Source organism: Pseudoponticoccus marisrubri (assembly GCF_001482405.1).
Taxonomy (GTDB): Bacteria; Pseudomonadota; Alphaproteobacteria; order Rhodobacterales; family Rhodobacteraceae; genus Pseudoponticoccus; species Pseudoponticoccus marisrubri.
The window spans coordinates 165,106-189,893 of sequence record NZ_LPXO01000003.1; the positions used below are offsets into that span (position 1 = coordinate 165,106).

A 24,788-nucleotide genomic window follows, 5' to 3' on the forward strand; every position below is an offset into this window, starting at 1 on the left:
CCAAGCCAACGCGCGACGCGCAAGACGGTTCCGGGAAAATGAAAAAACATGTCCCGCGACATGGGCGCGCGGGCTCAGAGCAAGCTGAAATGATGCCGTTCACAGCGGATGCCGCGCGCCTCCAGCGCCGCGGTCAGCTCTTTCGGCGGGGGCAGCGCGTCCTGCGGCAGGGTGATGCGGCGTCCGCCGGGCAGGACCAGCCGCACCCGCACCGACAGGTCCAGCCGCGTCTCGAAGCGCACGTGATCCAGCTGCGCCAGCGCGACCTCGCCCTGCGTGCGCCCCGAGCCCCAGCTTAGCCGCTCGGCGTCCAGCCGTAGCCAGGCGCGGCGCGCGGTGGCGAAATCCGAGGCCGCGGGCAGGGTGACCAACGCCAGCAGCCCGACGATCCAGGGCGCGGCCTCCAGCAGCAGCCAGAGCGCCAGCAGCCCCGACCAGAGCACTGCCAGCACCAGCGCGGGCGTCCATGTGCGGCCCGTCGCCTCGTGCTGCAGCGGGCTCACCGCCCGCCCGCGACATCGAGGATCGTGCGCGTCACGTAAGAGGCGCGCTCGGAGAGGAGCCAGAGGATCGCCTCGGCGCATTCCTCGGCCCGGCCCGGGCGTCCCAGCGGCGGGGTGTGGCCGATCTGTTCCAGCCGGTCGGGCTGCCCGCCCTTGGCGTGGATCCCGGTCTCGATCAGCCCGGGGCGGATGGCGTTGACGCGGATCCCCTCGGGCGCCAGCTCGTCGGCGAGACCCAGGGTGAAGCTGTCGATCGCCCCCTTGCAGGCGGCATAGTCGATATACTGGTTGGCGCTGCCCAGCCGCGCCGCGGCGGACGAGACATTGACGATGCCGCCGCCCCGATCCCAGCTGCGCATCAGTGCCACCGCCTGCCGGGCCACCTCGACCGCGCCCAGCACGTTGACGCGGAACAGCCGCGCCACCCTGTCGGGCGTCAACTCGGCGATCCCGGCGGGCGGGGCCACGATCCCGGCATTGTTGACCAGCCCCAGCCGCCCGGGCTTGAGCGCGGCGACGCGGGCAAAGAGCTTCTCCACCTGTTTCGGCGCGCCGATATCGGTTTGCAGCACATGCGCCTCGGCGCCCATCGCCTCGACCGCGGCGGCGGTCTCGTGCGCGCCCTCGGCATCGCGTCCGTAATGCACCACGACCCGGCCCCAACCGGACATGGCCGCCAGCTGGGCGGTGGCCGCGCCGATCCCGGCGCTGGCCCCGGTGACGACCAGCAGGCCGCTCATGACAGGATCCGGCCCACCATCTCGCCCATGTCGCGCGACAGGTTCGGCTTGTCGGCGATGCGCTGCAGCTCGGCCCGCATCAGGTCCTGCCGGTCGGCATCGTAGCGCGTCCAGGTCTGGAAGGCCGAACACATGCGCGCCGCGGTCTGCGGGTTGAGATCGTCCAGCCGGATCAGCCAGTCGGCCAGAAGGCGATAGCCCGCGCCGTCGGCCCGGTGAAACCCGGCATGGTTCATCGCCAGCCCGCCCAGCACTGCGCGGAACCGGTTGGGGTTCTTCCAGTCGAACAGGTCATGCCCGGTCAGCTCGGCGGCGATGTCGGCGGCGCGCGCAGGCGCGGCGGCGCCCACCTGCAAGCCGAACCACTTGTCCATCACCAGCCGGTCGCCCTGCCATTGCTCATAGAAGGCTGCCAGCGCCGCCTTGGCCCGGTCGGCCCGGATCAGCTGGGTCAACGCCGAGAGCTGCTGGGTCATGTTGTCGGCCGCGGCGAATTGCGCCTCGGCCGCGTAGCCGCCATCCAGCCGGGTCTGCATCGACAGCACCGCCGATCCCAGCGCGCGCTTGCCCGATTGCTCCGCATCGGGCGCGTAGGCGGCGCTCACCGACGCCTCGCGGGCCAGCGCGGGCAGCATGTCGGCAAAGCGCTCGGCCGTGGCCTGGGCCAGCCGCTCGGCCGCGGACCAGATCGCGTCGGGGTCGGGGGTCACGCCGCGCGTGTGCAGCATCTGGGCCAGCTCGGATTGCGAGGGGCCCGACAGCATCAGCGCGCGATAGGCCGGGTCCAGCGTGGTGTCCGCGACCAGCCGCTGCAACCCGTCCAGCCAGTCGCCATCGGGCGCGGCGTCCTTCGTGATCATCTCGAACAGGCTGTCGCGGGCCAGTTCGCGCGAGGCATCCCAGCGGTTGAACGGATCGGTGTCATGGGCCAGCAGGAAGGCGCGCTCGGCGCGGCTGGTCTCACGCTCCAGCACGATCGGCGCCGAGAAGCCGCGGTTGAGCGAGGGCACGGGCCGCGCGCCCAGCCCGGTGAACTCGAAGCGCTGCTCGGCCTCGGTCACCTCCAGCACGCGGGTCGGCACGACCTCGTCGCCATTGGGGCCCAGAAGCCCCACGGCCAGCGGGATCACCTGCGGCGCCTTGTCGGGCTGGCCGGGGGTGGGCGGCGTGTGCTGGCGCACGGTCAGGCTGTAGGTGCCATCTGTCCAGTCCTCGTCCACCTGCACGCGCGGGGTGCCGGCCTGGCTGTACCACCGCTTGAACTGCGACAGGTCGCGGCCGGTCGCCTCTTCGAAGACGCGCAGCCAGTCCTCGATCGTGGCAGCATCGCCGTCATGGCGGTCGAAATAGAGGTCCAGCGCCTTGGCATAGGCCTCGGCCCCGACCAGGGTGCGCAGCATGCCGATCACCTCGGCGCCTTTCTCGTAGACCGTCGCGGTGTAGAAATTGTTGATTTCCTGAAAGCTCTCGGGCCGCACCGGGTGGGCCAGCGGGCCCTGGTCCTCGGGGAACTGGCGGGCGCGCAGCATGATGACGTCGTCGATCCGCTTCACCGGGGCCGAGCGCATGTCGGCGGTGAATTGCTGGTCGCGGAACACCGTCAGGCCCTCTTTCAGGCAGAGCTGGAACCAGTCGCGGCAGGTGATCCGGTTGCCGGTCCAGTTGTGGAAATACTCATGCGCGATGATCGCCTCGATCCGTTCGAAATTGCCGTCGGTCGAGGTCTCGGGACTGGCCAGCACGCAGGAGGAGTTGAAGATGTTCAGCCCCTTGTTCTCCATCGCGCCCATGTTGAAATCATCGACCGCAACGATGTTGAACACGTCCAGATCGTATTCGCGGCCGTATTCCTCTTCGTCCCAGCGCATGGATTTCTTCAGCGCCTCCATGCCGAAGGCGCATTTGCCCTCGTCGCCCGGCCGGACCCAGATGTTCAGGTCCACGTCCTTGCCGGAGCGGGTGCGGAACCGGTCGGGATGCGCCACGAGATCGCCGGCCACCAGCGCGAACAGGTAGGCGGGCTTTCGCCAAGGGTCGTGCCACTCGGCAAAGCCCGCGCCGCGGTCGCCCGGGTTGCCATTGGACAGCAGCACCGGCAGGTCGCTCTCGATCCGCACGGTGAAGATCGCCATCACGTCGGGCCGGTCGGGGTAATAGGTGATCTTGCGGAAGCCCTCGGCCTCGCATTGCGTGCAATACATGCCGTTCGACATGTAGAGCCCCTCCAGCGCGGTATTGGCCTCGGGCGCGATCTCGACCTCGGCTTCCCACAGGAAGGGGCCGTCGGGCACGGCGCAGGTCAGCCCCTTGTCGGTGATCTCGGGCGTGACCTCGGTGCCGTCGATCGCGGCGCGGATCAGGCGCAGCTCTTCGCCATGCAGGAAGAAATCCTGTTTCGGCGCGCCGGGATTGGGCGCGAAATGGATGCGCGCCAGCACCCGCGTGGCCGTGGGCGACAGGCGGAAGGTCAGATGCACGTCCGCGATCTGCCAGCCGAAGGGCGTGTAATCCTTCAGGTAGACCGTTTCCGCGGCTGCCTGTGGGGCGGCGTCTTTCATCTGGAACCTCGCATGTGTTGATGGAACCCGGGGGCGCCCTAAAGTGTTATTCAGTCAAACGTAGTGCCGCAATGGCGGTACCGGAACAATTGCGAAAGGAAATTGCATGTCGGCTCCCGACACTGACACACCGACCCAAGAAGCCCGCCACCGCCCGGCGCTGGCCGGAATCAAGCTCTCGCTGGCCTTCGTGGCGGTCCTGTTCCTGGGCTGGATCGGCTGGACTTTCCTGACCACCGACGGCCCCGAGGGTGCCGAGGTGCAGGTCGAGCCGGGGGTCGGCACCGAGCCGGCCGACTGAGCCAAAGCACACCAGGTGAGACGCAAGGGCGGGCAGGATCATGTCCGCCCGTTTTGCATGCGACAGGTGGATGATGCCCAAGACCCGCCGCAAGGCCGACCTGCCGGTCAAGACCTGCGCCACCTGCGGGCGCCCGTTCACCTGGCGCAAGAAATGGGCCAAGGTCTGGGACGAGGTGCGCTACTGTTCCGAGCGCTGCCGGCGCGAACGCAAACCGGCCGGGCAGAGCGCCTAAACGCCCTGACGTTGCATCATCACTCGGCCGCTTTCAGCGGCAGCACCATCTGCGGATCGGTGTCGTCGTCTTCCCAGATGATCTCGGGCGCCTTGAGTTGCCGTGCCGCGCGGGTCAGCGCCCAGTCGCGGGCAACCCGGCTGCCGCGGCCCAGCGACATCTTGGCCAACAGCCGCGCGATCCACAGCACGTAGGTGGTGAACCAGACCCGGATCGCCAGCATCGAGGGCGTGAAGACCAACGTCAGCACCGTCGCGATGCCCAGCCCGAACACCACCGCCGTGGCAAGGTTCTTCCACCACAGTGCCGTGGGGCTGTCGACCGAGTAGCCGCCGCCGAAGAAATCGAGGCTGAGCCCGAACATCATCGGCGCAAGCCCGGCCATGGTGGTGATCGTGGTCAGCAGCACCGGGCGGATGCGGTCCTCGGCGGTGCGCACGATGGCCTCGATCCGCGGCATGTAGCGTGCGTAATCCTGGTAGGTGTCGATCAGCACGATATTGTTGTTCACCACGATCCCCGCCAGCGCGACGATCCCCGTGCCGGTCATGATGATGCTGAAATACTGGTCCATGACCAGCATCCCGATCAGAACCCCGGTGGTGGACAGCACCACCGCCAGCAGCACCAGCGCGGCGTTGTAGAACGAGTTGAACTGCGCCAGCAGGATGATGAACATCAGCCCCAGCGCCGCGCCGAAGGCCGAGGACAGGAAGGCCTGGCTCTCGGCCTGGTCCTCCTGATCGCCGGTCCATTCCCATTCGATCCCCGCCGGCAGGGGCTGGGTCTCCAGCCACTCGGTCAGATGGGCGATGCGTTCATTCGCGGTGATCGGTATGGTGACCAGCCGGCCATCGGCATGGGCCTCGCCCAGCAACGTGCTGTCGACCGCATCGGCCAACTGCACCACCTCGAACTCCGCCCCGTCCTTGCCGGTGAAGCGCTGGCCGCCCTGCGGCGGCACGCCATCTTCCAGCCGCCGCACGGTGCCGACCTCGGCGCCGGTGGCATCGCGCAGCTTGAACAGGTTGGTGCCCACATCCGCCTTGACGTCGAAATAGCGCTTCTGGTCGATCCGCTCGATCTGGGCCAGCTGCGGCACTGGGGTGCGGGTGATGAAGTTCGACATGGGCACCAGACCGCCCTCGGTGCGCAGTTTCAGGCTGTCCAGCGTGGACAGCACGCGGTCGTCCTCGGGCAGGCGCACGCGGATGTCGATCTCCTCGTCCGAGCTGTCGACCCGCATCGTGTCCAGCAGGATGCCACGGGTGACAAGCTGGACCATTGCGCCGATCACCGCCACGTCCGCGCCGTAGCGCCCGGCCTCCTCGACATCCACGTCGATCTGCCAGTCGATGCCGGGCAGGGGGCGCGTGTCCTCGATCAGGGTCAGCCCGGGGGTGGCCTCGTATTGCTGCCGCGCCACCGCCGTGGCGGCCAGCAGCTGGTCCCAGTCATCGCCCTTCAGGCGCAGATGCACGGGCTTGCCGCTGGAAGGCCCGCGCGCCTGGGCCAGGATCTCGACCTCGGTACCGGGGATCTGCTCCAGCCGGGCGGTCAGCGTGTCGATGATGTAATCGCCGTCCAGTTCCTCCAGCGGCACGTCTGTTTCGCGCGCATAGGCGGGGCGGTCCTCCCAGGGAATCGTCTCCAGCTGGACCTGTCCGATCGTGTCCTTGGGCGCCTGCGCGCCGCCGGTATTGTTGTTCAGCCCGCCCTCGCCGGCAAAGGCGAAGGCGTTGAGGATGCCGGGAAAGCCCAGCACCAGCTCCTCGGCCCGCTCGACCAGCGCATCCTTCTCGGCCAGGCTCAGGTTGCCGCGGGCGCGGATGTAGACGATGGCCTGTTCCGGCTCGCTCTCGACGAAGAACTCGACGCCGTTGTTGTTCTCGCCGAAATAGGTGAAGACGTTGATGACGAAGAAGATCACCGCGCCCACCGCGACCAGCGGCATGATCGGGTTGCCGGCGATCAGCTTGATGACCCAGCCGAAGGGGGTGCGCCGGCCACGCGTGCGGACCTTGCGCGGCGCGCGCCGGAGCGCCGCGGCATCCATCACCACCGACGAGATCACGGCAAAGAGCATGAAGACCACCACGCCCGGCAGCCGCCCGGCCCAGCCCGGCGCCACGGCGGGGAACAGGTAGTCGGGGTTCAGCACCATCATCGCGCCGATGAACAGCCCCAGAAGCGCCACCGGCACCAGCGCCGCGCGCAGCACCCACGGCAGCGCCTCGCGCAGCGCGTTGCCGGCGCGGCCCACATTGCGCGAGAAGCGCCCCGAGACGCCGCCCATCACCGGCAGGTAGACCAGCGCCACGACAAGGCTGGCCGACAGCACGAAGATCAGCGTCACCGGCAACATGCCCATGAACTCGCCCGCCACGCCGGGCCAGAACAGCATCGGCAGGAAGGCGCAGAGCGTCGTCGCGGTGGATGACACGACCGGCCAGAACATGCGATGCGCCGCCTCGACATAGGCATGCATCGGGCCGGTGCCCTCGGCGATGCGCTTGTCGGCATATTCCACGACCACGATCGCGCCGTCGACCAGCATGCCCACGGCCAGGATCAGGCCGAACATCACGATGTTCGAGATCGACACCCCCATCAGCCCCAGCAGGATGAAGCACAGCAGGAACGAGGTCGGGATGGCAAAACCCACCAGCAGGGCGGGGCGCAACCCGAGGCTGGCCAGCACGACGATCATCACCAGCGCGATGGCGGTCAGCACTGAACCTTCGAGCTGGCTGACCATGCTGGCGACCTGCCGGCTCTGGTCATTCGAGGTGCCCACGTCCAGCACCGCGCGCAGCTCCTCGGGCCAGGTCTCCCGCGCCTCGTCCAGCGCCACCTGCACCTGCTCGACCGTGTCGATGATGTTGAAGCCCTTGCGCTTGACCACCTGCAGCGCGACCGTGCGCTCGCCGTTGAAGCGTGCCGTGCCCTCGCGGTCCTCGAAGGTCAGGTGGATGCTGGCCAGATCGCCCAGCGTGACCACGCGCTCGCCATTCACCTTGACGGGCAGGTCGAACACGTCGCGGGCATCGTCGAAGCTGGACGGGATCTTGACGGCAAAGGCGCCCTGTTCGGTCTCGATCTCGCCGGCCGCGATCAGCTGGTTGTTGTTCTGGACCACGTTGATCAGCTCGCCGGCCGTGACGTTGTAGCTTTCCAGCCGCAGCGGGTCGATCACGACCTCCAGCATCTCGTTGCGATTGCCCGCGATGCCGGCTTCCAGCACCGAATCCAGCCCTTCCAGCCGGTCCTGCAGGTCCTTGGCGACGCGGTTCAGCGTACGCTCGGGCACCGGGCCCGACAGGTTCACGATCAGGATCGGGAATTCCGAAAAGTTGATCTCGTTGATGGAATACTTGTCGGCGCCCTCGGGAAACTCGGCCTCGGCATTGTTCATCCCGTCGCGCACATCGGCGATGATCTGCGACTTGTCCCAGCCGAACTCGAACTCCAGCGCCAGCCCGGCATAGCCCTCGGCCGCGGTGCCGGTCATGGTCTTGAGCCCGTCCAGGTCGGACAGCTCGGTCTCCATCGGCTTGATCAGCAGCGTCTCGGCATCGGCGGCCGAGATGCCGGGGAAATTGACCGACACGAACAGCGCCGGGATCTCGATATCCGGCTCGCCCTCCTTGGGCAGCGAGACATAGGCATAGGCGCCCACCACGAGGCTGAGCACGATGAAGGCCAGCACCATGCGGGCGCGTTCGGCGGCCCAGTCGATGATCCCGGTCATCGCACGATCTCCTCGAAGCTGGGCTGCACCGGCACGCCGTCGGTGACGTATTCCTGCCCCACGGTGATGATCTCGGCCGTGCTGGGCAGACCGGTGACCCAGACGCCCTCGCGCGTGTCGCGCACCAGCGTCACGGGGCGGAAGGCGGCGGTGCCTTCCTTGGTGATGGTGCGCACGCCCAATGCGCCCTCGTCGTTCAGTGTCAGGGTGGACTGCGCCAGCAGATGCGCCTCGGCACCCTCGGCCTCGATGGCGATTTCGGCGGTCTGCCCGTCGCGGATCGACAGGTCGGCATTGGGCACGGTGATCTCGACCAGGAAGGTGCGGGTCACCGGGTCGGCGCTGCGCGACACGAAGGTCACTTCGCCCACCACCTCGCGGCCCACCAGCCGCGCCCCGGCCCGCGCGCCCAGCTGCACCCGGGCCACGTCCTGCTCGGGCACGTAGCCCACGATCTTCACGGGGTCGAGCTGCATGACCGTGGCGCAGGCGCTGCCCGGCTGCAGCAGCGCGCCCAGCTCGGCCGTGTCGGTCTCCAGCAGCCCGCCGAAGGGGGCGAACATCTGCAGCCGCTCGATCTCCTTGCGGGCGCTGGCCACCCCGGCCTCCGAGGACTGGATCGCGGCGCGCGCGTTCTCCTCGCCCGAGCGGGCGGATTCGACGCCGGCCAGCGCGGTCTCCATCTGCGCCTCGGCCGAGAGCACCCCGGCGCGGGCGCTTTCCAGCTGGCTGCGGGCCGAGATCACCGCGGCGCGCGCGCCCTCGACCCGGCTCGAGGCGCTTTCCACCGCGGCGCGGGCGTTCTGGATCTGGCTGCGCGCCGATTGCACGCCGGCCAGCGCCGATTGCTGCTCGCTGCGCGCCGATTCGATGCCCGCCTGCGCGTTCTGGATCTGCGTCTCGGCGGTGCGCACTCCGGCCTGCGCGGTCTGCACCTGGCTGCGCGCGGCCTGCAGCCCGGCGGCGGCGTTCTCGATCTGGGTGCGCGCGGTCTGCACCCCGGCGCGGGCCGATTGCAGCTGGCTTTCAGCCGAGGCGATGCCGGTCGTGGCGTTGCGGATCTGGCTTTGCGCCGACTGGATGCCGGCGAGCGCATTGCTGATCTCGCTCTGCGCCGACTGCACCCCGGCGCGGGCATTGCGGATCTGGGTCTGCGCCGCCTGTACCCCGGCCTGTGCGTTGCGGATCTGGCTCTGGGCGCTGGTCACCCCGGCGCGGGCATTGCTGATCTCGCTCTCGGCCGAGCGCACGGCGGCGGTGGCCGACTGCACCTGCCCGCGCGCGGTCTCGACCCCGGCGCGGGCACCTTCCAGCCGGCCCTTCGCGGCCTCGATGCCGGATTCGGCGGCGCGGATCTGCGCCGTGGCGCTCTGCACGCCGGCCTTGGCGGTCTCGAAGGCGGCCTCGGCCGCGGCCAGCCGGGTCTGCGCGGCAAAGCCGTCCCGCGCCAGCTCGCGCGCGGCACGCAGGTTGATCTCGGCCTCGCGGACCCGCGATTCGGCCTCGGCCAGCCGGGCCTCGGCCTCGGGCAGGCGGGCCTCGGCCTCCAGCACCCCCGCCTCGGCCGAGGGCACCTGCGCCTCGGCCTCGCGCAGCCGCGCCTCGGCGGCGGGGACCTGGGCGCGCGCCTCCAGCAGGCGCGCCTCGGCCTCGGGCACGCGGGCGCTGGACTCTTCCAGCCTCGCCTCGGCTTCGGGGATGCGCGACAGGGCCTCTTCCAGCCGCGCCTCGGCTTCGGGCACGCGGGCGCGGGCCTCTTCCAGCCGCGCCTCGGCCTCGGGCACGCGGGCCTCGGCCTCTTCCAGCCTTGCCTCGGCCTCGGGTATGCGCGAGCGTGCCTCCTCCAGCCTTGCCTCGGCCTCGGGCACCTTGGCCTGCGCCTCCAGCAGCCGCGACTGCACCTCGGGCAGGCGGGCCTCGGCCTCCTTCAGCCGCGCCTCGGCCTCGGGGACCTTGGCGCGCGCCTCGGTCAGGCGGGCCTCGACCTCGGGGACGCGCGCCTCGGCCTCCTTCAGGCGGGCGGCCGCGGCGGGGATGCCGGCCTCGGCCTCGGCCAGCCGCGCCTCGGCCTCGGGGATGCGGGTCAGCGCCTCGGCATAGCTTGCCTCGGCGGCCGGCACCCCGGCCTCGGCCTCGGCCAGCGCGGCCTCGGCGGCGGGCACCTGCGCCTGCGCCTCGGCGATGCGCGCCTCCTCGGCGGGGATCTGCGCCTCGGCCTCGGCCAGCCGGGCGGCGGCCTCGGGCAGGCGCGAGCGGGATTCGGCCAGCCGGGCCAAGGCCTCCTGCAGGCTGACCTCGCGCGTGCCGGGGTCGATCTCGCACAGAAGATCGCCCGCCTCGACCAGCGCGCCCTTGCGCAGCGGCTCCGAGATCACCTTGCCGTCGGTCTCGGCGCGGACCTCGACCTCGCGCATGGGCGCCGTCTCGCCGCGCAGCACCACGGCGCTGTCGACCACCTGCGCCTCGGAGCGCATCGCCATGACGCGCACCGCGCCGGTCTCCTCGGCATCGGGATCGGGCACGGCGGCCTGTGCCGCGCCGGGCAGGGGGGCCGTCTCCTCGGTGCGCTCGGCGGCCTCGGGGGCCATCGCGCCGTCCGAGACCTCGGCATCGCCGAACAGCGCGGCGGGCGACACGGCGCGGGCGAAGTCCAGCATCCGGTCCCGCTCCATCACGAGCATGTAGAGGGTGAACGCCACGAGAAGGGCCGTCACGATGGAAAGAATGCGCATGCGCTCGCGTCCGATCTGTCTGTGGAGCGCCGGGGCGCCTGTTCAAAGGATATTCCGGCCGGGGTCGGCGGCAATGCCGTTTTGCGGGGTCCCGCAAGGCCTGAACCATTTGGTTCAGTTGTTAGGGCGCGACCCTTGACGCTTCAAGTGTCGCGGCGTCACATCGGGGCGGTTTCCGACCCGATTTCGCGGATTTGATGCAGGTGGCGCACATTTCGGCAGGAAAACCGCATCCGCCCGCCCACTTGGCACCGCCCGGCGGGCAGGCTAAGAGGGGCCGGACAAGCGACGCGCGACAGGGGGCCAGGGTGAGCAATCCCGACAGTTTCATCGAAGAGGTGACCGAAGAGGTCCGCCGCGACCGGCTTTACGCGCTGATGCGCCGCTACGGCTGGATCGCCGTGCTGGTCGTGCTGCTGATCGTCGGCGGCACCGCCTTCCGCGAGTACCGCAAGGCCTCGGAGATGGCGCAGGCGCAGGCCTTCGGGGATTCCATCCTTGCCGCGCTGGATGCGCCAACGGCCGAGGCGCGCATCGACGCGCTGCGCGCGGTCGCGCCCGAGGGGCCGGGCAGTGCCGCGGTGCTGCAGATGCTGATCGCCGCCGAGGAAGGCAGCGCGGGCGAGGACGGCGAGGCGGTCGAACGGCTGCAGGCCGTGGCCAATGACACCGAGGTGCCGGGGATCTACCGGCAGGTGGCCAGCTACAAGGCGCTGACCCGCGGCGCGGACATCCTGTCCGAGGACGAGCGTCGTGCCGGGCTCGAGGCGCTGGCCGTCCCGGGCCAGCCGCTGCGGCTTCTGGCCGAGGAACAGCTGGCGCTGATGGAGATCGAGGCGGGCGACACCGAGGCGGCAGTGATCCGCCTGCAGGCGCTGGCCGAGGATGCCGAGGCCACCACGGGCTTGCGCCGGCGCGCAAGGCAGTTGATTGTGGCACTGGGCGGCGAGCCGGCCGACGGCTGACACGCGCCGCCGTGCAAGACCGGCGGCAAGGCACGTAAAGAGGGCAGACACATGCTGCGCAACGCAACAGTCCTGGCAACGCTCGCGGCGCTCACGCTGGCGGGATGCAGCACGCGCCAGCCGGTGCTGCCCGGTGAACGGCTGAACGTCCGCGACGTGCTCCAGACCCGGGGCGGCGGCGAGGATGCGGTCGAGACGCAGAACACGTCGCGCCCCGCCGCGCTGGCGCCGCAGGTCTCCAATGCCGAGTGGACGCAGAGCCCCGTCTCGCCCTTCGTGCGGGTCGATCACGCCGCCCTGTCGGGCGCCCCGCAGCCGCTCTGGAGCGCGCCGATCGGCGCCGGCGACAGCAAGCGCAAGCGGCTGAACACCGACCCGGTGGTGGCCGGCGGGCGCATCTACACGATGGATGCAGATCACGTGGTGCGTGCCACCGCCCGCAACGGCGAGCCGGTCTGGACCCGGTCGCTGGTGCCGTTGCGCGACGAGGCGCGGCAGGCGCAGGGCGGCGGGCTGGCCCATGGCGAGGGGCGTCTCTACGCCGCCTCGGGCTTCGGCACGCTGACCGCGCTGGATCCGGCCACCGGCGCCGAGATCTGGACCCAGAAGCTGGGCAACACCGCCACCGGGGCGCCCTCGGTGCGCGACGGGGTGGTCTACGTGGTCTCGGGCGACCGCACCGCCTGGGCGATCGAGGCCGATACCGGCCGCGTGCGCTGGCAGATCGAGGGCGCGGCCGACACCAACAACGTGGCCGGCGGCCCGGCCCCCGCCATCGGCGAGGATCACGTTTTCTTCTCCTTCGGCACCGCCACGGTGCAGGCCGCCTTCCGGCAGGGCGGGCTGAAGACCTGGAACGCGGACATCCTCGGCCGCCGCAACGGCTTTGCCCTGTCGGTGGTAGACGACCTGACCGGCGATCCGCTGATCGCGGGCGACACGCTCTATGTCGGCAACCATTCGGGCCGCGTGGTGGCCTTCGCTTCTTATGACGGCGAGCGGAAATGGACCGCGCGCGAGGGCGCGCTGGGGCCGCTCTGGCCCACCGGGGACTCGGTCTATTTCGTCTCGGACCGCAACCAGCTGATCCGGCTGGATGCCGCCACCGGCGCGCGGATCTGGGCGGTGGACCTGCCGGGCTACGAGCCCTCGCGCCGCCCGCATCGCCGCCGCGACGCCGCCTATGCCAATCTCGGCCCCGTGCTGGCCGGCGGCCGGCTGATCGTGGCCAGCTCGGACGGGCAGATCCGCAGCTTCTCGCCCGAGGACGGGTCGCTGCTGGGATCGGTCGCGATCGAGGGTGGTGCCACGACCCGGCCCGTGGTGGCCGGCGGCACGCTCTACGTCGTCTCGACCCGCGGCGTGCTGCACGCCTATCGCTGAGGCCGGCGCGCCCCGGTCCGGGGTTTCGCCGGGCCGGGAAATGCGCTAAAGGCCCGCTCTGATCCGCGGAGCCAGAACACATGTCCTTTTCCCTCGCCATCGTCGGCCGCCCCAATGTGGGCAAGTCGACCCTGTTCAACCGTCTCGTGGGCCGCCGCCTGGCGCTGGTCGACGACCAGCCGGGCGTGACCCGCGACCTGCGCGAGGGCGAGGCGCGGCTGGGGGACCTGCGCTTTACCGTCGTGGACACCGCCGGGCTGGAGAACGAGACCGACGAGTCGTTGCCCGCCCGCATGCGCCGCCTGACCGAGCGCGCGGTGGACGAGGCCGATATCTGCCTGTTCATGATCGATGCGCGCGCCGGCATCCTGCCCGATGACCGCGTCTTTGCCGAGATCCTGCGCAAGCGCGCCGGCCACGTGATCCTGGCCGCCAACAAGGCCGAGGGATCGGCCGCCGATGCCGGGGTCTACGAGGCCTACGAGCTGGGGCTGGGCGAGCCCCTGCGCCTGTCGGCCGAGCATGGCGAGGGGCTGAACGAGCTCTATTCGGCGCTGCTACCCCTGTCGGAGGGGTTCGAGGCGCGCGCCGCCGCCGAGGCGCCCGAGACCTCCGTGGCACTGACCGAGGCCGAGCAGGAAGGCGCCGTCGCGCCCTCCGTGCCGCAGCCCACCCGCGACAAGCCGCTGCAGATCGCCGTGGTGGGCCGGCCCAATGCCGGCAAGTCGACGCTGGTCAACGCGATCCTGGGCGAGGACCGGCTGCTGACCGGCCCCGAGGCGGGCATCACCCGCGACGCGATCTCGGTCCAGATGGACTGGGAGGGCGTGCCGGTGCGCGTCTTCGACACGGCCGGCATGCGCAAGCGCGCCAAGGTGCAGGGCAAGCTGGAGAAGCTGTCGGTCTCGGACGGGATCCGCGCGGTGAAATTCGCCGAGGTGGTGATCCTGCTGCTGGATGCCGCGATCCCCTTCGAGGTGCAGGATCTCAAGATCGCCGACCTGGCCGAGCGCGAGGGCCGCGCCGTGGTCGTGGCGGTGAACAAGTGGGATATCGAGGATGAGAAGCAGGACAAGCTGCGCTGGCTGCGCGAGCAGTTCGAGCTGGTCCTGCCGCAGCTGCGCGGCGCGCCGCTCGTGACGATCTCGGCCCGCACGGGCAAGGGGCTCGACCGGTTGCAGAAGGCGGTGATGCAGGCGCATGACGTCTGGAACCGGCGCGTGACCACCGGCCAGCTGAACCGCTGGCTCGAGGGCATGATCGAGCGCCACCCGCCGCCCGCCCCGCAGGGCCGCCGCATCAAGCTGCGCTACATGACCCAGGCCAAGACGCGGCCGCCGGGCTTCGTGGTGATGTGCTCGCATCCCGACAAGCTGCCGGAAAGCTATGCGCGCTATCTGGTCAACGGGCTGCGCGAGGACTTCGACATGCCCGGCACCCCGATCCGGCTGACCATGCGCGGGCAGGGTGACCGCAACCCCTACAAGGGGCGCAAGAAGAAGAACGCGGGCGCGCTGAAGAAACATCTCGGCAAGAGCTGAGCGGGCGTCTGTCTTGCGGAGCGCGGCCCTGCGGGGCCGCGCGCAGATCTCTCGTCCGCGGCCCTTCGGCCGCCTCCTCGGAGCCGGTGGCGCCGTGACGCTCTTGCCGGTGCGGCATGCGGCTGGAGAGGCGGGACGCCGGCCCCGTGGCAGGCGTCACTCGGTATCGGTGCCGCGCAGACCGAGAATGGCGAGGATGCCCAGCAGGGCCAGCCCTTCGACCGCGGCGTTGAACGGTGCGGCATTGGCCACGATCACCGCGACCAGCGCCCAGATCACCGTGATCCCGTATTCCGGCGCCCGGTGCAGCCGGTACTGCACCGTGACCGCGATGGCCACGGCCAAGAGCAGCGCGACCAGCGCCGCCGGCGTGGCCGGCAGCACGCCGTAGCCGCCCAGCAGCAGCCCAACCGCCACGCACGAAGCCGCGGTCAGCCAGCCGGCATAGATCGCCACCGGCGCCTGCTGCAGCCAGCGGTCGGTATCGCCCACGCGGAACAGGCTGACCAGCGCAGCGCCCAGCATGATCCAGATCAGCACCGTCGCCGCCACGGGCGAGACCTGCGCCACCGGCAGCCACACCGCGCCCACGGCAAGGCTGAGGAAGAGCGGCGGGCGCATCGGCGCCCAGTCCACATCATCCATCCGGCGCAGCAGGCCGAAGCCGGTGCCCAGGATCAGCCAGGCATAGATCAGCCCCCAGATCGCGAAGGCATAGCCCGCCGGCTGCACCGGCGGGTTCTCCTGCGGCACCGGAAACTGGTCCGGTGCGAACCCGTTGAAGCCCGGCGCCAGCCAGGGCGAGCCGGCAAAGGCCAGCGCGGCGACAAGGCAGAGGAAGGCCCAGGCCCGGCTCATGCCAGCGCGCCTTGCGCCGTCAGCGTCGTCCGGCCGCCGAGATAGGGGTGCAGCACCGCCGGCAGCGTGACCGAGCCATCCGCCTGCTGGCCGTTCTCCAGCACCGCGATCAGCGCGCGCCCCACGGCTAGCCCCGAGCCGTTCAGCGTGTGCACGAAATCGGGCTTGCCGCCGCCCGCGGGCCGGTAGCGCGCGTTCATCCGCCGGGCCTGGAAATCGCCGCAGACCGAGACCGAGGAGATCTCGCGATAGGTGTCCTGCCCGGGCAGCCAGACCTCGATGTCATGCGTCTTGCGCGCGCCGAACCCCATGTCGCCGGTGCACAGCACCACCGTGCGATACGGCAGTTCCAGGGCCTCGAGGATGCCCTCGGCGCAGCGCGTCATGCGGTCATGCTCGGCCAGCGAGGCCTCAGGATGCGTGACCGAGACCATCTCGACCTTCTCGAACTGGTGCTGGCGCAGCATCCCGGCCGTGTCCTTGCCCGCGCTGCCCGCCTCGGAGCGGAAGCACTGGGTATGGGCCACGTAGCGCCGGGGCAGATAGCCCTCCTCGACGATCAGCCCGTTCACGATATTGGTCAGCGTCACCTCGGCCGTGGGCACCAGCCACCAGCCATTGGTGGTGCGATAGCTGTCCTCGCCGAACTTGGGCAGCTGCCCGGTGCCGTACATCATCTCCTCGCGCACCAGCACGGGGGTCCAGGTCTCGACCAGCCCGTTCTCTTCGACATGGGTGTCGATCATGAACTGGGCCAGCGCCCGGTGCAGCCGCGCCACCGCGCCCGAGAGCACCACGAAGCGCGACCCCGACAGCTTGGCGGCCAGCTCGAAATCCATCCCCGCGGCGACGCCGGGCAGGTCGTAATGCTCGCGCGGCGCGAAATCGAGCGCGCGCGGGCTGCCCCAGCGGCGCAGCTCGACATTGTCGGCCTCGTCCGCGCCCTCGGGCACGTCCTCCAGCGGCAGGTTGGGCAGCTCCATCAGCGCGTCGGCCAGCTCGGTATCCAGCGCCTTGGCGCGGTCCTGCATCGCGGCCACCTCGGCCTTCTTCTCGCCCACCAGCGCGCGCAGCCGTTCGAACTCGGCCTCGTTGCCGGCGGCCTTGGCGGCGCCCACCTCGCGGGCGGCCTTTTTCTGCTCGGCCTGCGCGGTCTCGGCGGTCTGGATCGCGGCGCGCCGCTCGGCATCGATGGACAGGATCCGCGACGAGGCATCCGTGATCCCGCGGCGGGCCAGCGCGGCGTCGAAGGCGGCCGGGTTTTCGCGGATGGCGCGGATGTCATGCATCGTCTTGGTCCTTCTGGGTCGTCGAGTCGGTCGGGTTATGCCCGATCTGGCCCAGAGAGGGTAGGGGCTTAGCGCGCCGCCGCGATCCGCGCCCGCACCCAGGGGTCGAGCGGTACGGCCAGCGCCTCGTCCTCGCGGATCGCCACGATCACCGCGACCACGCGCGCCGCGCCGTCCGTGCCGGTGACCACCGGCCCGCCCGACTGGCCCTTCTCGACCCGGCAGGCGATGCGCCAGAGCCCGGTCTCGGTCCGGCCCGAGCAATAGGGCGTCACGCTCAGCCGGTGCGGGCGCGAGCGGCGATAGCCCATGAGCGTGAGCGGCCCGGCCACGCTGCCGCTGCCCACGCGCATCGGCGGGGTGGAGAGCGCATCGCTCAGCGTGACCAGCGCGATGTCGTGGCGCAGATCGAAGCGCCCCTCGGTGAAGGCCTCGGGATGCACGTCGACCCCGTCCACGCGCGAGGCGCCGCCATGGCCCGCCCCGTCCCAGGCGGCGACAAAGACCATGTCGCCCACCGGTTTCAGATAGCCGTCCTGCGGCGCCACCACGCAATGCGCCGCCGTCAGCACCAGCTGCGGCGCGACCAGCGTCGCGGTGCAGCTCTCCAGCGTGCGGAACCCCGCGATGTTGAACTTGCCCACCGCCTCCTGCGCGCCCGCCATGCCGCCCAGCATCGCCAGTGCCAAAGCCAGTCCCCGCATCCGCCTGCTCCTGCCTCTCATGAAACCCAACCTAGAGCGCCGCCGCGGTGCGAGCCACCACCGGATGCGCAGAGAACGGGCCTCATTCCGGGTTGTCCGGATCCATGCCGCTGGAGCGCTGCCACGCGCGCCAGCGGGTGTAGAATTCCGCTGGGTCGAGAACTTCCTCCGTCCAATGTGATGGGCGGGTGCAGTTTGCGGGCAGTGTTACGGTCCCGTCGCCGAACATCTCCGGCACATGTCCTTCGAAATCTGGTAGACTGGTAAAATCGACGGACCTCACTCGGGCACCTCGGAGAGTAGCCCGAGTGAGGTCCGTCGAAACGTCGAACTGCGCCCCGAAGAGGCTCGCCCCCTGCAACTGCGCCCCCCGGAGATCCGCCCCCTGCAACTGCGCCCCCACGAGGACCGCCCCCTGCAACTGTGCCTCTACAAGGACCGCCCCCTGCAACTGTGCCTCTACGAGGACCGCCCCCTGCAACTGTGCCCGCATGAGGCGCGCCCCCTGCAACTGTGCCTCTACAAGGACCGCCCCCTGCAACTGTGCCTCTAAGAGGACCGCCCCCTGCAACTGCGCCCCGAAGAGGCTCGCCCCCTGCAACTGCGCCTCCCCGAGGGTCGCCCCGTCGAAATTGGCGTTCGAAAGCACGAGCCCTTGCAGATTGGCGCCTTGAAGGTCGACAGTGCCGGGTTCGAGGGTCACGCTTTTGATCTTCGGCAAGCGGCCAAGCGTCTGAACCGCCGCCTGCATGTCGGTGCGGACTGGCTCTAGTCGTTGAGCCCACATCTTGATCACCTTTACATCATTGGTGTCCGGCACAGGCTTCGGCGGAAACTGGCGGCTCAACTCGCGGACATAGACGCTCAGCAGGCGGGCGACGCGGGTGGCTTCCTTCGGGTTTTCCTCGACCAGCCCTTCCAGCCGGTCGATGGCGGCGATGCGGCGGATGATGTCGTCTTCCCAGATGTTTTCGTACGTCTTCCGGTTCTTCCGACTGTCACCCCTGGCCGTTTTCGTCACCTGCCGCATCGCGTGCAGGTCGGCCGCGGCCTCCGAGATCTTGGTGTTGAACAGCGACTCGCGTGCCAGCCTCAGCCGTGTCAGCGTGATGGGCAGGGCGATCACCGCGCCCAGCACCGTTGTCAGCGCCGCGATCTGGGCAAGGCGTATGCGGAAGGTCCAGACGCCATCCGAGGCGCTGCCGGTCACGCCGCTCAGCCAGCGCGATACGGGTGAGGGGTCCGGGGTGGGCATCGCTTGCCACAGCACATCGAAGATCAGACCCACCAGCCCGAAGAACAGCACCAGCATGATCCCGGACCAGAGCAGGCCGCCGATTAGCAGGACCGCTGAGGGCATCCCGGGCAGGCCCATGCTGCGGCGCAGCTTGTCCAGCCCCTCCGGCGGTTGACCGCGAGCGGTCCGGACCCCGGCCAGCAACAAAACGACCGCCCCCGCCAGCGCGGCCAGCACCATCAGGAAGGCCGCGCCGTTCCACAGCATCTCGCTCATGCCTCACTCCCTCGTGACCTTGCGCCACCCTAGGCGGGGGGCCGGGCAAGGGCAACGCGGGGGGCGTGGCGCGGCGTGCGCCGCGCCCGTGGCAGCCCGGTCCCGGCGGTTTTGTCCAATCCGGCGGAATCACCGTCCGAAACGTACGAAACGGGCAGGGCTGCGGCGGGTCGGCGCCTTGCATCCCGGCACGTCTCCACATAGGTTCCGCGCGACCATGTGCGGGGGTGCCCCGCGTCAGCCAAAGGAGCATCCCATGGAAGGCAATGCCATTGCCCAGTTCATTCCGCTGATCCTGATCTTCGTGATCATGTATTTCCTGCTGATACGACCCCAGCAGAAGAAGCTGAAGGATCACCAGAAAATGGTCGAGGGCATCCGCCGCGGCGACCAGGTGGTGACCCAGGGCGGCCTGATCGGCAAGGTGTCGAAGGTCAAGGAAGGCTCTGAAATCGAAGTGGAAATCGCCGAGGGCGTCAAGGTGCGCGTGGTCCGCTCGACCATCGCGCAGGTGCTGTCCAAGACCGAACCCGCCGAGGGCTGAGAGGCGACATGCTGCAGATCGAGAGCTGGAAGCGCGTACTGATCTGGGCGACCGTCGCCCTCGGTCTGCTGCTCGCCATGCCCAACGCGTTCTACTCGCGGGTGGAGACGCACAACGACGCCGTCAAGGCCATCGACCTTGGCGCCGACACCACGGAAAACCGTGACGCCGCAAGCACTTGGCCGGGTTTCCTGCCCTCGGGGCTGGTGAATCTCGGGCTCGACCTGCGCGGCGGCGCGCACCTGCTGGCCGAGGTGCAGGTCCAGGATGTCTATGCCGCGCGGATCGACGCGCTCTGGCCCGACGTGCGCGACGTGCTGCGTGACGCCCGCGCCGAGGTGGGCACGATCCGCCTGCAACCCTCGGCACCGGGCGAGCTGCGCGTGCGCATCTCGGAGCCCGAGGGCATGGACCGCGCGCTGGAGCTGGTGCGCGGGCTGGCGCGGCCCGTCGTCTCGCTGACCGGGGCAGGCGCCACCGACCTTGCCGTCAGCGGCGAGGAGGACGAGGTGGTCGTCACCCTGTCGGAGGCCGAGAAGACCGCCACCGACGAGCGGACCATCCAGCAAAGCCTTGAAATCATTCGCCGCCGGATCGACGAGGTCGGCACGCGCGAGCCCACGATCCAGCGCCAGGGCTTTGACAGGATCCTGATCCAGGTGCCGGGCATCGGCTCGGCGCAGGAGCTCAAGGACATCATCGGCACGACCGCGCAGCTGACCTTCCAGCCCGTGGTGGGCCGCTCCACCGATCCCGGCACCAGCCCGGGCGTCGGCAACGAACTGCTGCCCTCGCTGGACGAGGAGGGCGTGTTCTACACGCTCGAACAGGCGCCCGTCGTCACCGGCGAGGAGCTGGTCGATGCGCAGCCCGCCTTCGACCAGAACGGCCAGCCGGCGGTGAATTTCCGCTTCAACCCGGCCGGTGCGCGCAAGTTCGGAGATTACACGGCCGAGAATATCGGCTCGCCCTTCGCCATCGTGCTGGATGACGAGGTGATCAGCGCCCCGGTGATCCAGAGCCACATTCCCGGCGGCTCGGGCATCATCACCGGCAATTTCACCATCGAGGAATCCACCAACCTCGCCATCCTGCTGCGCGCCGGCGCCCTGCCGGCCGAGCTCGAATTCCTCGAAGAGCGCACCATCGGCCCCGAGCTGGGGCAGGACAGCATCGACGCGGGCAAGATCGCCACGATCGTGGCCTTCGTCGCGGTACTGGTCTTCATGGGGCTCAGCTATGGCCTGTTCGGCCTGTTCGCCAATATCGCGCTGATCCTGAACATCGCTCTGATCTTCGGCCTGCTCAGCCTGATCGGGGCGACGCTGACCCTGCCGGGCATCGCGGGCATCGTTCTGACCGTGGGCATGGCGGTGGACGCCAACGTGCTGGTCTTCGAGCGGATCCGCGAAGAGCTGCGCACCGCGCGCGGCCCGGCGCGCGCCATCGAGCTGGGCTACGAGAAGGCCCTGTCGGCCATTGTCGACGCCAACATCACCACCTTCATCACCGCCGTGATCCTCTACCTGATGGGGTCGGGCCCGGTGCGGGGCTTTGCGGTCACGCTGGGCTTCGGCATCCTGACCTCGGTCTTCACGGCGATCTTCGTCACGCGGCTGCTGATCGTGATGTGGTTCGAACGCCGCCGCCCCAAGACGCTGGAGGTGTGAGATGCGCCTGAGACTTGTACCGCAGGATACCAACTGGGACTTCTTCTCGCGGCCGCTGCTGTGGCTGGGCATTTCCGGCGTGCTCATGGTGGTCGCGCTGGTCAGCTTCTTCCTGCAGGGGCTGAACTACGGCATCGACTTCCGCGGCGGCACCACGATCCGCACCGAAAGCGCCGAGAGCGTGGATGTGGGCGCCTATCGCGACGCGCTGGCGGCGCTGGAGTTGGGCGACGTGGTGATCTCGGAAGTGTTTGACCCGAACTTCCGCGACGACCAGAACGTCGCCATGGTGCGCATCCAGGCGCAGGAGGGCGAAGAGGCCGTCTCCTCCGAGGTGATCGAGCAGGCGCGTGGCGCGTTGCAGCAGGTGTCGCCCGACATCAAGTTCGTCTCGGTGGAAAGCGTCGGGCCCAAGGTCTCGGGCGAGCTGATCCGCACCGCCTTCATTGCCGTGGCGCTCGCCATCGGGGCGGTGCTGGTCTATATCTGGCTGCGTTTCGAATGGCAGTTCGCGCTGGGGGCGGTGGCCGCGCTGGTGCATGACATCGTGCTGACCATCGGCATCTTCTCCGAGGCGCAGATCCGCTTTGACCTGGCCATCATCGCGGCCCTTCTGACCATCGTGGGCTATTCGCTGAACGACACGGTGGTGGTCTTCGACCGGGTGCGCGAGAACCTGATCAAGTACAAATCGAAGGACCTCAAGGAGGTGCTCAACATCTCGATCAACGAGACGCTGAGCCGGACCTTCATGACCTCGGTCACCACGCTGCTGGCGCTGATCGCGCTCTTCGTGCTGGGCGGCGACGTGATCCGCGGCTTCGTCTTCGCGATGATCTGGGGCGTGATCGTGGGCACCTATTCGTCGATCTTCGTGGCCTCGATCGTGCTGCTGCGCCTTGGCGTCAAGCGTGACTGGTCCAAGCCCACGGACACCACGGGCAACCAGTTCGGCGACGTGGATGCCTGACCTTGTCGGCCCGGCCCCGGAGGGGCTGGGCTGGCTGATCCTCGCGGCTTTTGCCGGCGGGCTGGTGCGCGGCTTTTCCGGCTTCGGCACCGCGCTGATCTTCCTGCCGGTGGCCGGGCAGATCCTGCCGCCCTTCCAGGCGATCCTCGTGCTGACCTTCATGGATGCGCTGGGGCCGCTGCCGAACCTGCGCCCGGCCTGGACCGTGGCGGCGCGCGACGACCTGAAACGGCTCTGCCTCGGCACGGTGCTGCTTCTGCCGGTCGGGTTGGCGCTTCTGGCGCTGGCCCCGCCCGGCGCCTTCCGCATCCTTGTCAGCGTCCTGGCTTTCGCCATGCTGGCGGCCCTGGCCGGCGGGCTGCGCTATCGCGGCACGGTGACGCGGGCCATGGTCACCGGGATCGGCGCCGCGGCGGGGGTCCTGGGCGGGATCGCGGGGCTGCCCGGCCCGGCGGTGATCCTGTTCTACATGGCCCGCCCGCTGCCGGCCGCCACGATCCGCGCCACGATCCTGCTCTTCCTGTTCGGCTTCGACCTGCTGCTGATGGGCTGGATGGGCGTGATGGGCCATATGGACGCGTCGATGGCGCTGCTGGGCCTTGGCCTTGGCGTGCCCTGCCTGCTGGGCAACAGGCTGGGCGCGCATCTCTTCGATCCCGCACGCGAGCGCGCCTATCGCGGCGTGGCCTATGGTCTCATCGCGCTGTCGGCCTTGTCGGGCCTGCCGGTTTGGGGCTAGGTATCGCGCATGCGACTGAACGAGATCACCTATACCGATGCTGTCCCGGTCGAGGGCTATGGCCCCGGCTTCTTCCGCGTCGGCGGCACTGTGCATGACGGGCCGCTGCTGCTCTGGGACAAGGGCCGTTCCGACTGGGGCGGGCTGCAGGATCACGCCACGCTGCTCAGCATGGCGGGCCATGTCGACGTGCTCTTCGTGGGCACGGGGGCCGAGATTGCGCATCTGCCCGCCGATCTGCGTACCGCGCTGGAAGAGGCGGGGCTGGGCGTCGAGACCATGAACTCGCCCGCGGCCTGCCGCACCTACAACGTGCTGCTTAGCGAGGGCCGGCGCGTGGCGCTGGCCGCGCTGCCGGTCTGAGGCGGGCGGCGGTGGATCGCGTGGCCGGGACCGGGCGCAGGGGGCGCCTGACAGGGCGCTTGCCCCGCGCGGGCCGGGGCTAGGGCGGCCGGCATGGACCTTGTGGCCAGCGACCTCACCGTAGCGCGCGGCGGCGTGCCGGTGCTGGAGGGGGTGGGCTTCACCCTGTCCCCCGGCCGGGCACTGGTGCTGCGCGGGCCGAACGGCTCGGGCAAGACGACGCTCTTGCGCACCGTGGCCGGGCTGCAGCCCCCTGTCGCGGGCGAGATCATCGGCGCGGGCGAGCGCATCGCCTATGCCGCCCATGCCGACGGGCTGAAGGCGATGCTGAGCGTGGTCGAGAACCTGTCCTTCTGGGCCGCGGTCTTTGGAACGCAAGGCATCGATGACGCCCTGTCGGCCTTCAACCTCGAAGAATTGGCCGGGCGCGCCGCGGGCACGCTGTCGGCGGGGCAGAAGCGGCGTCTGGGATTGGCACGGCTGATGGTGACGGGCCGACCGGTCTGGGTTCTGGACGAGCCCACCGTCTCGCTGGACGCGGCCTCTGTCGCGCTTTTTGCCGAGGCGGTGCGCGCGCATCTGGGGCAGGGCGGCGCGGCGCTGATGGCCACCCATATCGACCTGGGCCTGGCCGAGGCCGAAATCCTCGACGTGACGGGATTCCGCGCGAAGCCGCGCGCCCGCGCCGAAGACGAGGCCTTCCTGTGAGGGCGCTGCTGCTGCGCGATCTGGTGCTGGCCGTGCGCGCCGGCGGGGGCTTCGGGCTGGGCCTGGCCTTCTTCCTGATCGTGACCGTTCTGGTGCCCTTCGGCGTAGGCCCCGAGACGGGGCTTCTGACGCGGATCGCACCGGGCATCCTGTGGATCGGCGCGCTGCTGGCCTGCCTGCTGTCGCTGGACCGGATCCTCGCGCTGGACTGGGAGGATGGCTCGCTCGACCTTCTGGCCACCGCGCCGCTGCCGCTCGAGGCCATCGTCAGCGTCAAGGCACTGGCCCACTGGATCACCACCGGCCTGCCGCTGGTGCTGGCCGCGCCGGTGCTGGGCGTGCTGCTCAGCCTGCCGGGGCCGGGCTACCTCTGGGTCTTCGTCAGCCTCGCGCTCGGCACGCCGGCCCTGTCGGTGATCGGCACCTTCGGCGCGGCGCTGACCGTGGGGCTCAAGCGCGGCGGGCTGCTGATGTCGCTGCTGGTCCTGCCGCTCTACGTGCCGACGCTGATCTTCGGGGCCGAGGTCGCCCGGCGCGGCACCGAGGGGCTGTCCGTGCAGAGCCCGCTGCTGATGCTGGCGGGGATCAGTTTCGGCGTGATCGCGGCGTTGCCGTTCGCCTCGGCCGCGGTGCTGCGGGTCAACCTGCGCTAGGCTGCGGCGATCTTGCACGGCACGCAGATTTGAGGTGTAACCGGGCGCAAAGCACGGTATCGGAAACA

21 protein-coding genes are annotated in these 24,788 nt (G+C 69.7%); 12 read left to right on the top strand and 9 right to left on the bottom strand.

Annotated elements, in window-relative coordinates:
* Window positions 1–74 precede the first annotated feature (74 nt).
* The 3 genes from AVJ23_RS06845 to pepN are packed head-to-tail and all read right to left on the bottom strand — an operon-like array spanning window position 75 to window position 3,801.
* Complete coding sequence (locus AVJ23_RS06845) at window positions 75–503, bottom strand: hypothetical protein (protein ID WP_058861420.1); 429 nt, start codon at window positions 501–503, stop codon at window positions 75–77.
* Window positions 500–1,243 (bottom strand): SDR family oxidoreductase, encoded by a 744-nt coding sequence (locus AVJ23_RS06850; protein ID WP_058861421.1) that lies wholly within the window; start codon window positions 1,241–1,243, stop codon window positions 500–502. The genes AVJ23_RS06845 and AVJ23_RS06850 overlap by 4 nt, the downstream gene beginning before the upstream one ends.
* Window positions 1,240–3,801, bottom strand: a complete 2,562-nt coding sequence (gene pepN, locus AVJ23_RS06855; protein ID WP_058861422.1) for an aminopeptidase N — start codon at window positions 3,799–3,801, stop codon at window positions 1,240–1,242. Before pepN ends, AVJ23_RS06850 begins: the two co-directional genes overlap by 4 nt.
* A gap of 106 nt (window positions 3,802–3,907) precedes the next feature.
* Here pepN and AVJ23_RS06860 point away from each other — a divergent pair, with 106 nt between their 5' ends.
* Together AVJ23_RS06860 and AVJ23_RS22185 are read left to right on the top strand one after the other, a co-directional pair.
* Window positions 3,908–4,102 carry a hypothetical protein gene (locus AVJ23_RS06860; RefSeq protein ID WP_058861423.1) on the top strand — a complete coding sequence of 65 codons (195 nt, stop codon included), beginning with the start codon at window positions 3,908–3,910 and terminating at the stop codon, window positions 4,100–4,102.
* 73 nt (window positions 4,103–4,175) lie between these two features.
* A complete protein-coding gene (locus AVJ23_RS22185; protein WP_084794378.1) occupies window positions 4,176–4,337 on the top strand; it encodes a DUF2256 domain-containing protein in 162 nt (53 codons plus the stop codon).
* A gap of 19 nt (window positions 4,338–4,356) precedes the next feature.
* On the opposite strand, the gene AVJ23_RS06865 is transcribed toward AVJ23_RS22185, so the two are convergent.
* Both AVJ23_RS06865 and AVJ23_RS23300 read right to left on the bottom strand, forming a co-directional pair.
* Entirely contained in the window at window positions 4,357–8,088 is a 3,732-nt protein-coding gene (locus tag AVJ23_RS06865; protein WP_058861424.1) for an efflux RND transporter permease subunit, read from the bottom strand.
* A complete protein-coding gene (locus AVJ23_RS23300; RefSeq protein ID WP_058861425.1) occupies window positions 8,085–10,820 on the bottom strand; it encodes an efflux RND transporter periplasmic adaptor subunit in 2,736 nt (911 codons plus the stop codon). Before AVJ23_RS23300 ends, AVJ23_RS06865 begins: the two co-directional genes overlap by 4 nt.
* Window positions 10,821–11,128: 308 nt before the next feature.
* Between AVJ23_RS23300 and AVJ23_RS06875 the strand changes: the two genes are divergently transcribed.
* From AVJ23_RS06875 to der, 3 genes are all read left to right on the top strand, one after another.
* Complete coding sequence (locus tag AVJ23_RS06875) at window positions 11,129–11,785, top strand: hypothetical protein (protein ID WP_058861426.1); 657 nt, start codon at window positions 11,129–11,131, stop codon at window positions 11,783–11,785.
* 51 nt (window positions 11,786–11,836) lie between these two features.
* Window positions 11,837–13,168, top strand: a complete 1,332-nt coding sequence (locus AVJ23_RS06880; protein ID WP_058861427.1) for an outer membrane protein assembly factor BamB family protein — start codon at window positions 11,837–11,839, stop codon at window positions 13,166–13,168.
* Between the two features lie 80 nt (window positions 13,169–13,248).
* Window positions 13,249–14,709, top strand: a complete 1,461-nt coding sequence (der, locus tag AVJ23_RS06885; protein WP_058861428.1) for a ribosome biogenesis GTPase Der — start codon at window positions 13,249–13,251, stop codon at window positions 14,707–14,709.
* 156 nt (window positions 14,710–14,865) lie between these two features.
* On the opposite strand, the gene AVJ23_RS06890 is transcribed toward der, so the two are convergent.
* The 4 genes from AVJ23_RS06890 to AVJ23_RS23170 form a co-directional block, all read right to left on the bottom strand.
* Entirely contained in the window at window positions 14,866–15,567 is a 702-nt protein-coding gene (locus tag AVJ23_RS06890) for a TspO-related membrane protein (protein ID WP_058861429.1), read from the bottom strand.
* Window positions 15,564–16,856, bottom strand: a complete 1,293-nt coding sequence (serS, locus tag AVJ23_RS06895) for a serine--tRNA ligase (protein ID WP_058861430.1) — start codon at window positions 16,854–16,856, stop codon at window positions 15,564–15,566. Before serS ends, AVJ23_RS06890 begins: the two co-directional genes overlap by 4 nt.
* Before the next feature lie 68 nt (window positions 16,857–16,924).
* A complete protein-coding gene (locus AVJ23_RS06900) occupies window positions 16,925–17,560 on the bottom strand; it encodes a trypsin-like serine peptidase (RefSeq protein ID WP_157772636.1) in 636 nt (211 codons plus the stop codon).
* A gap of 82 nt (window positions 17,561–17,642) precedes the next feature.
* Window positions 17,643–19,073 (bottom strand): pentapeptide repeat-containing protein, encoded by a 1,431-nt coding sequence (locus AVJ23_RS23170; protein WP_058861432.1) that lies wholly within the window; start codon window positions 19,071–19,073, stop codon window positions 17,643–17,645.
* A 256-nt stretch (window positions 19,074–19,329) separates the two neighbouring features.
* Between AVJ23_RS23170 and yajC the strand changes: the two genes are divergently transcribed.
* The 7 genes from yajC (at window position 19,330) to ccmB (ending at window position 24,720) form a co-directional block, all read left to right on the top strand.
* Entirely contained in the window at window positions 19,330–19,617 is a 288-nt protein-coding gene (gene yajC / locus AVJ23_RS06910; RefSeq protein ID WP_058861433.1) for a preprotein translocase subunit YajC, read from the top strand.
* Between the two features lie 8 nt (window positions 19,618–19,625).
* Window positions 19,626–21,287 (top strand): protein translocase subunit SecD, encoded by a 1,662-nt coding sequence (gene secD / locus AVJ23_RS06915; protein WP_058861434.1) that lies wholly within the window; start codon window positions 19,626–19,628, stop codon window positions 21,285–21,287.
* 1 nt (window position 21,288) lies between these two features.
* Window positions 21,289–22,257 (top strand): protein translocase subunit SecF, encoded by a 969-nt coding sequence (gene secF / locus AVJ23_RS06920; protein WP_058861435.1) that lies wholly within the window; start codon window positions 21,289–21,291, stop codon window positions 22,255–22,257.
* Window positions 22,250–22,996, top strand: a complete 747-nt coding sequence (locus AVJ23_RS06925; RefSeq protein ID WP_058861436.1) for a TSUP family transporter — start codon at window positions 22,250–22,252, stop codon at window positions 22,994–22,996. The genes secF and AVJ23_RS06925 overlap by 8 nt, the downstream gene beginning before the upstream one ends.
* A gap of 9 nt (window positions 22,997–23,005) precedes the next feature.
* Entirely contained in the window at window positions 23,006–23,359 is a 354-nt protein-coding gene (locus AVJ23_RS06930) for an Mth938-like domain-containing protein (RefSeq protein WP_058861437.1), read from the top strand.
* 93 nt (window positions 23,360–23,452) lie between these two features.
* Window positions 23,453–24,067: a heme ABC exporter ATP-binding protein CcmA gene (gene ccmA, locus AVJ23_RS06935; RefSeq protein ID WP_058861438.1), complete on the top strand. Its 615-nt coding sequence runs from the start codon at window positions 23,453–23,455 to the stop codon at window positions 24,065–24,067.
* Window positions 24,064–24,720, top strand: a complete 657-nt coding sequence (gene ccmB, locus AVJ23_RS06940; protein ID WP_058861439.1) for a heme exporter protein CcmB — start codon at window positions 24,064–24,066, stop codon at window positions 24,718–24,720. Before ccmA ends, ccmB begins: the two co-directional genes overlap by 4 nt.
* The last annotated feature ends 68 nt before the right edge of the window (window positions 24,721–24,788 follow it).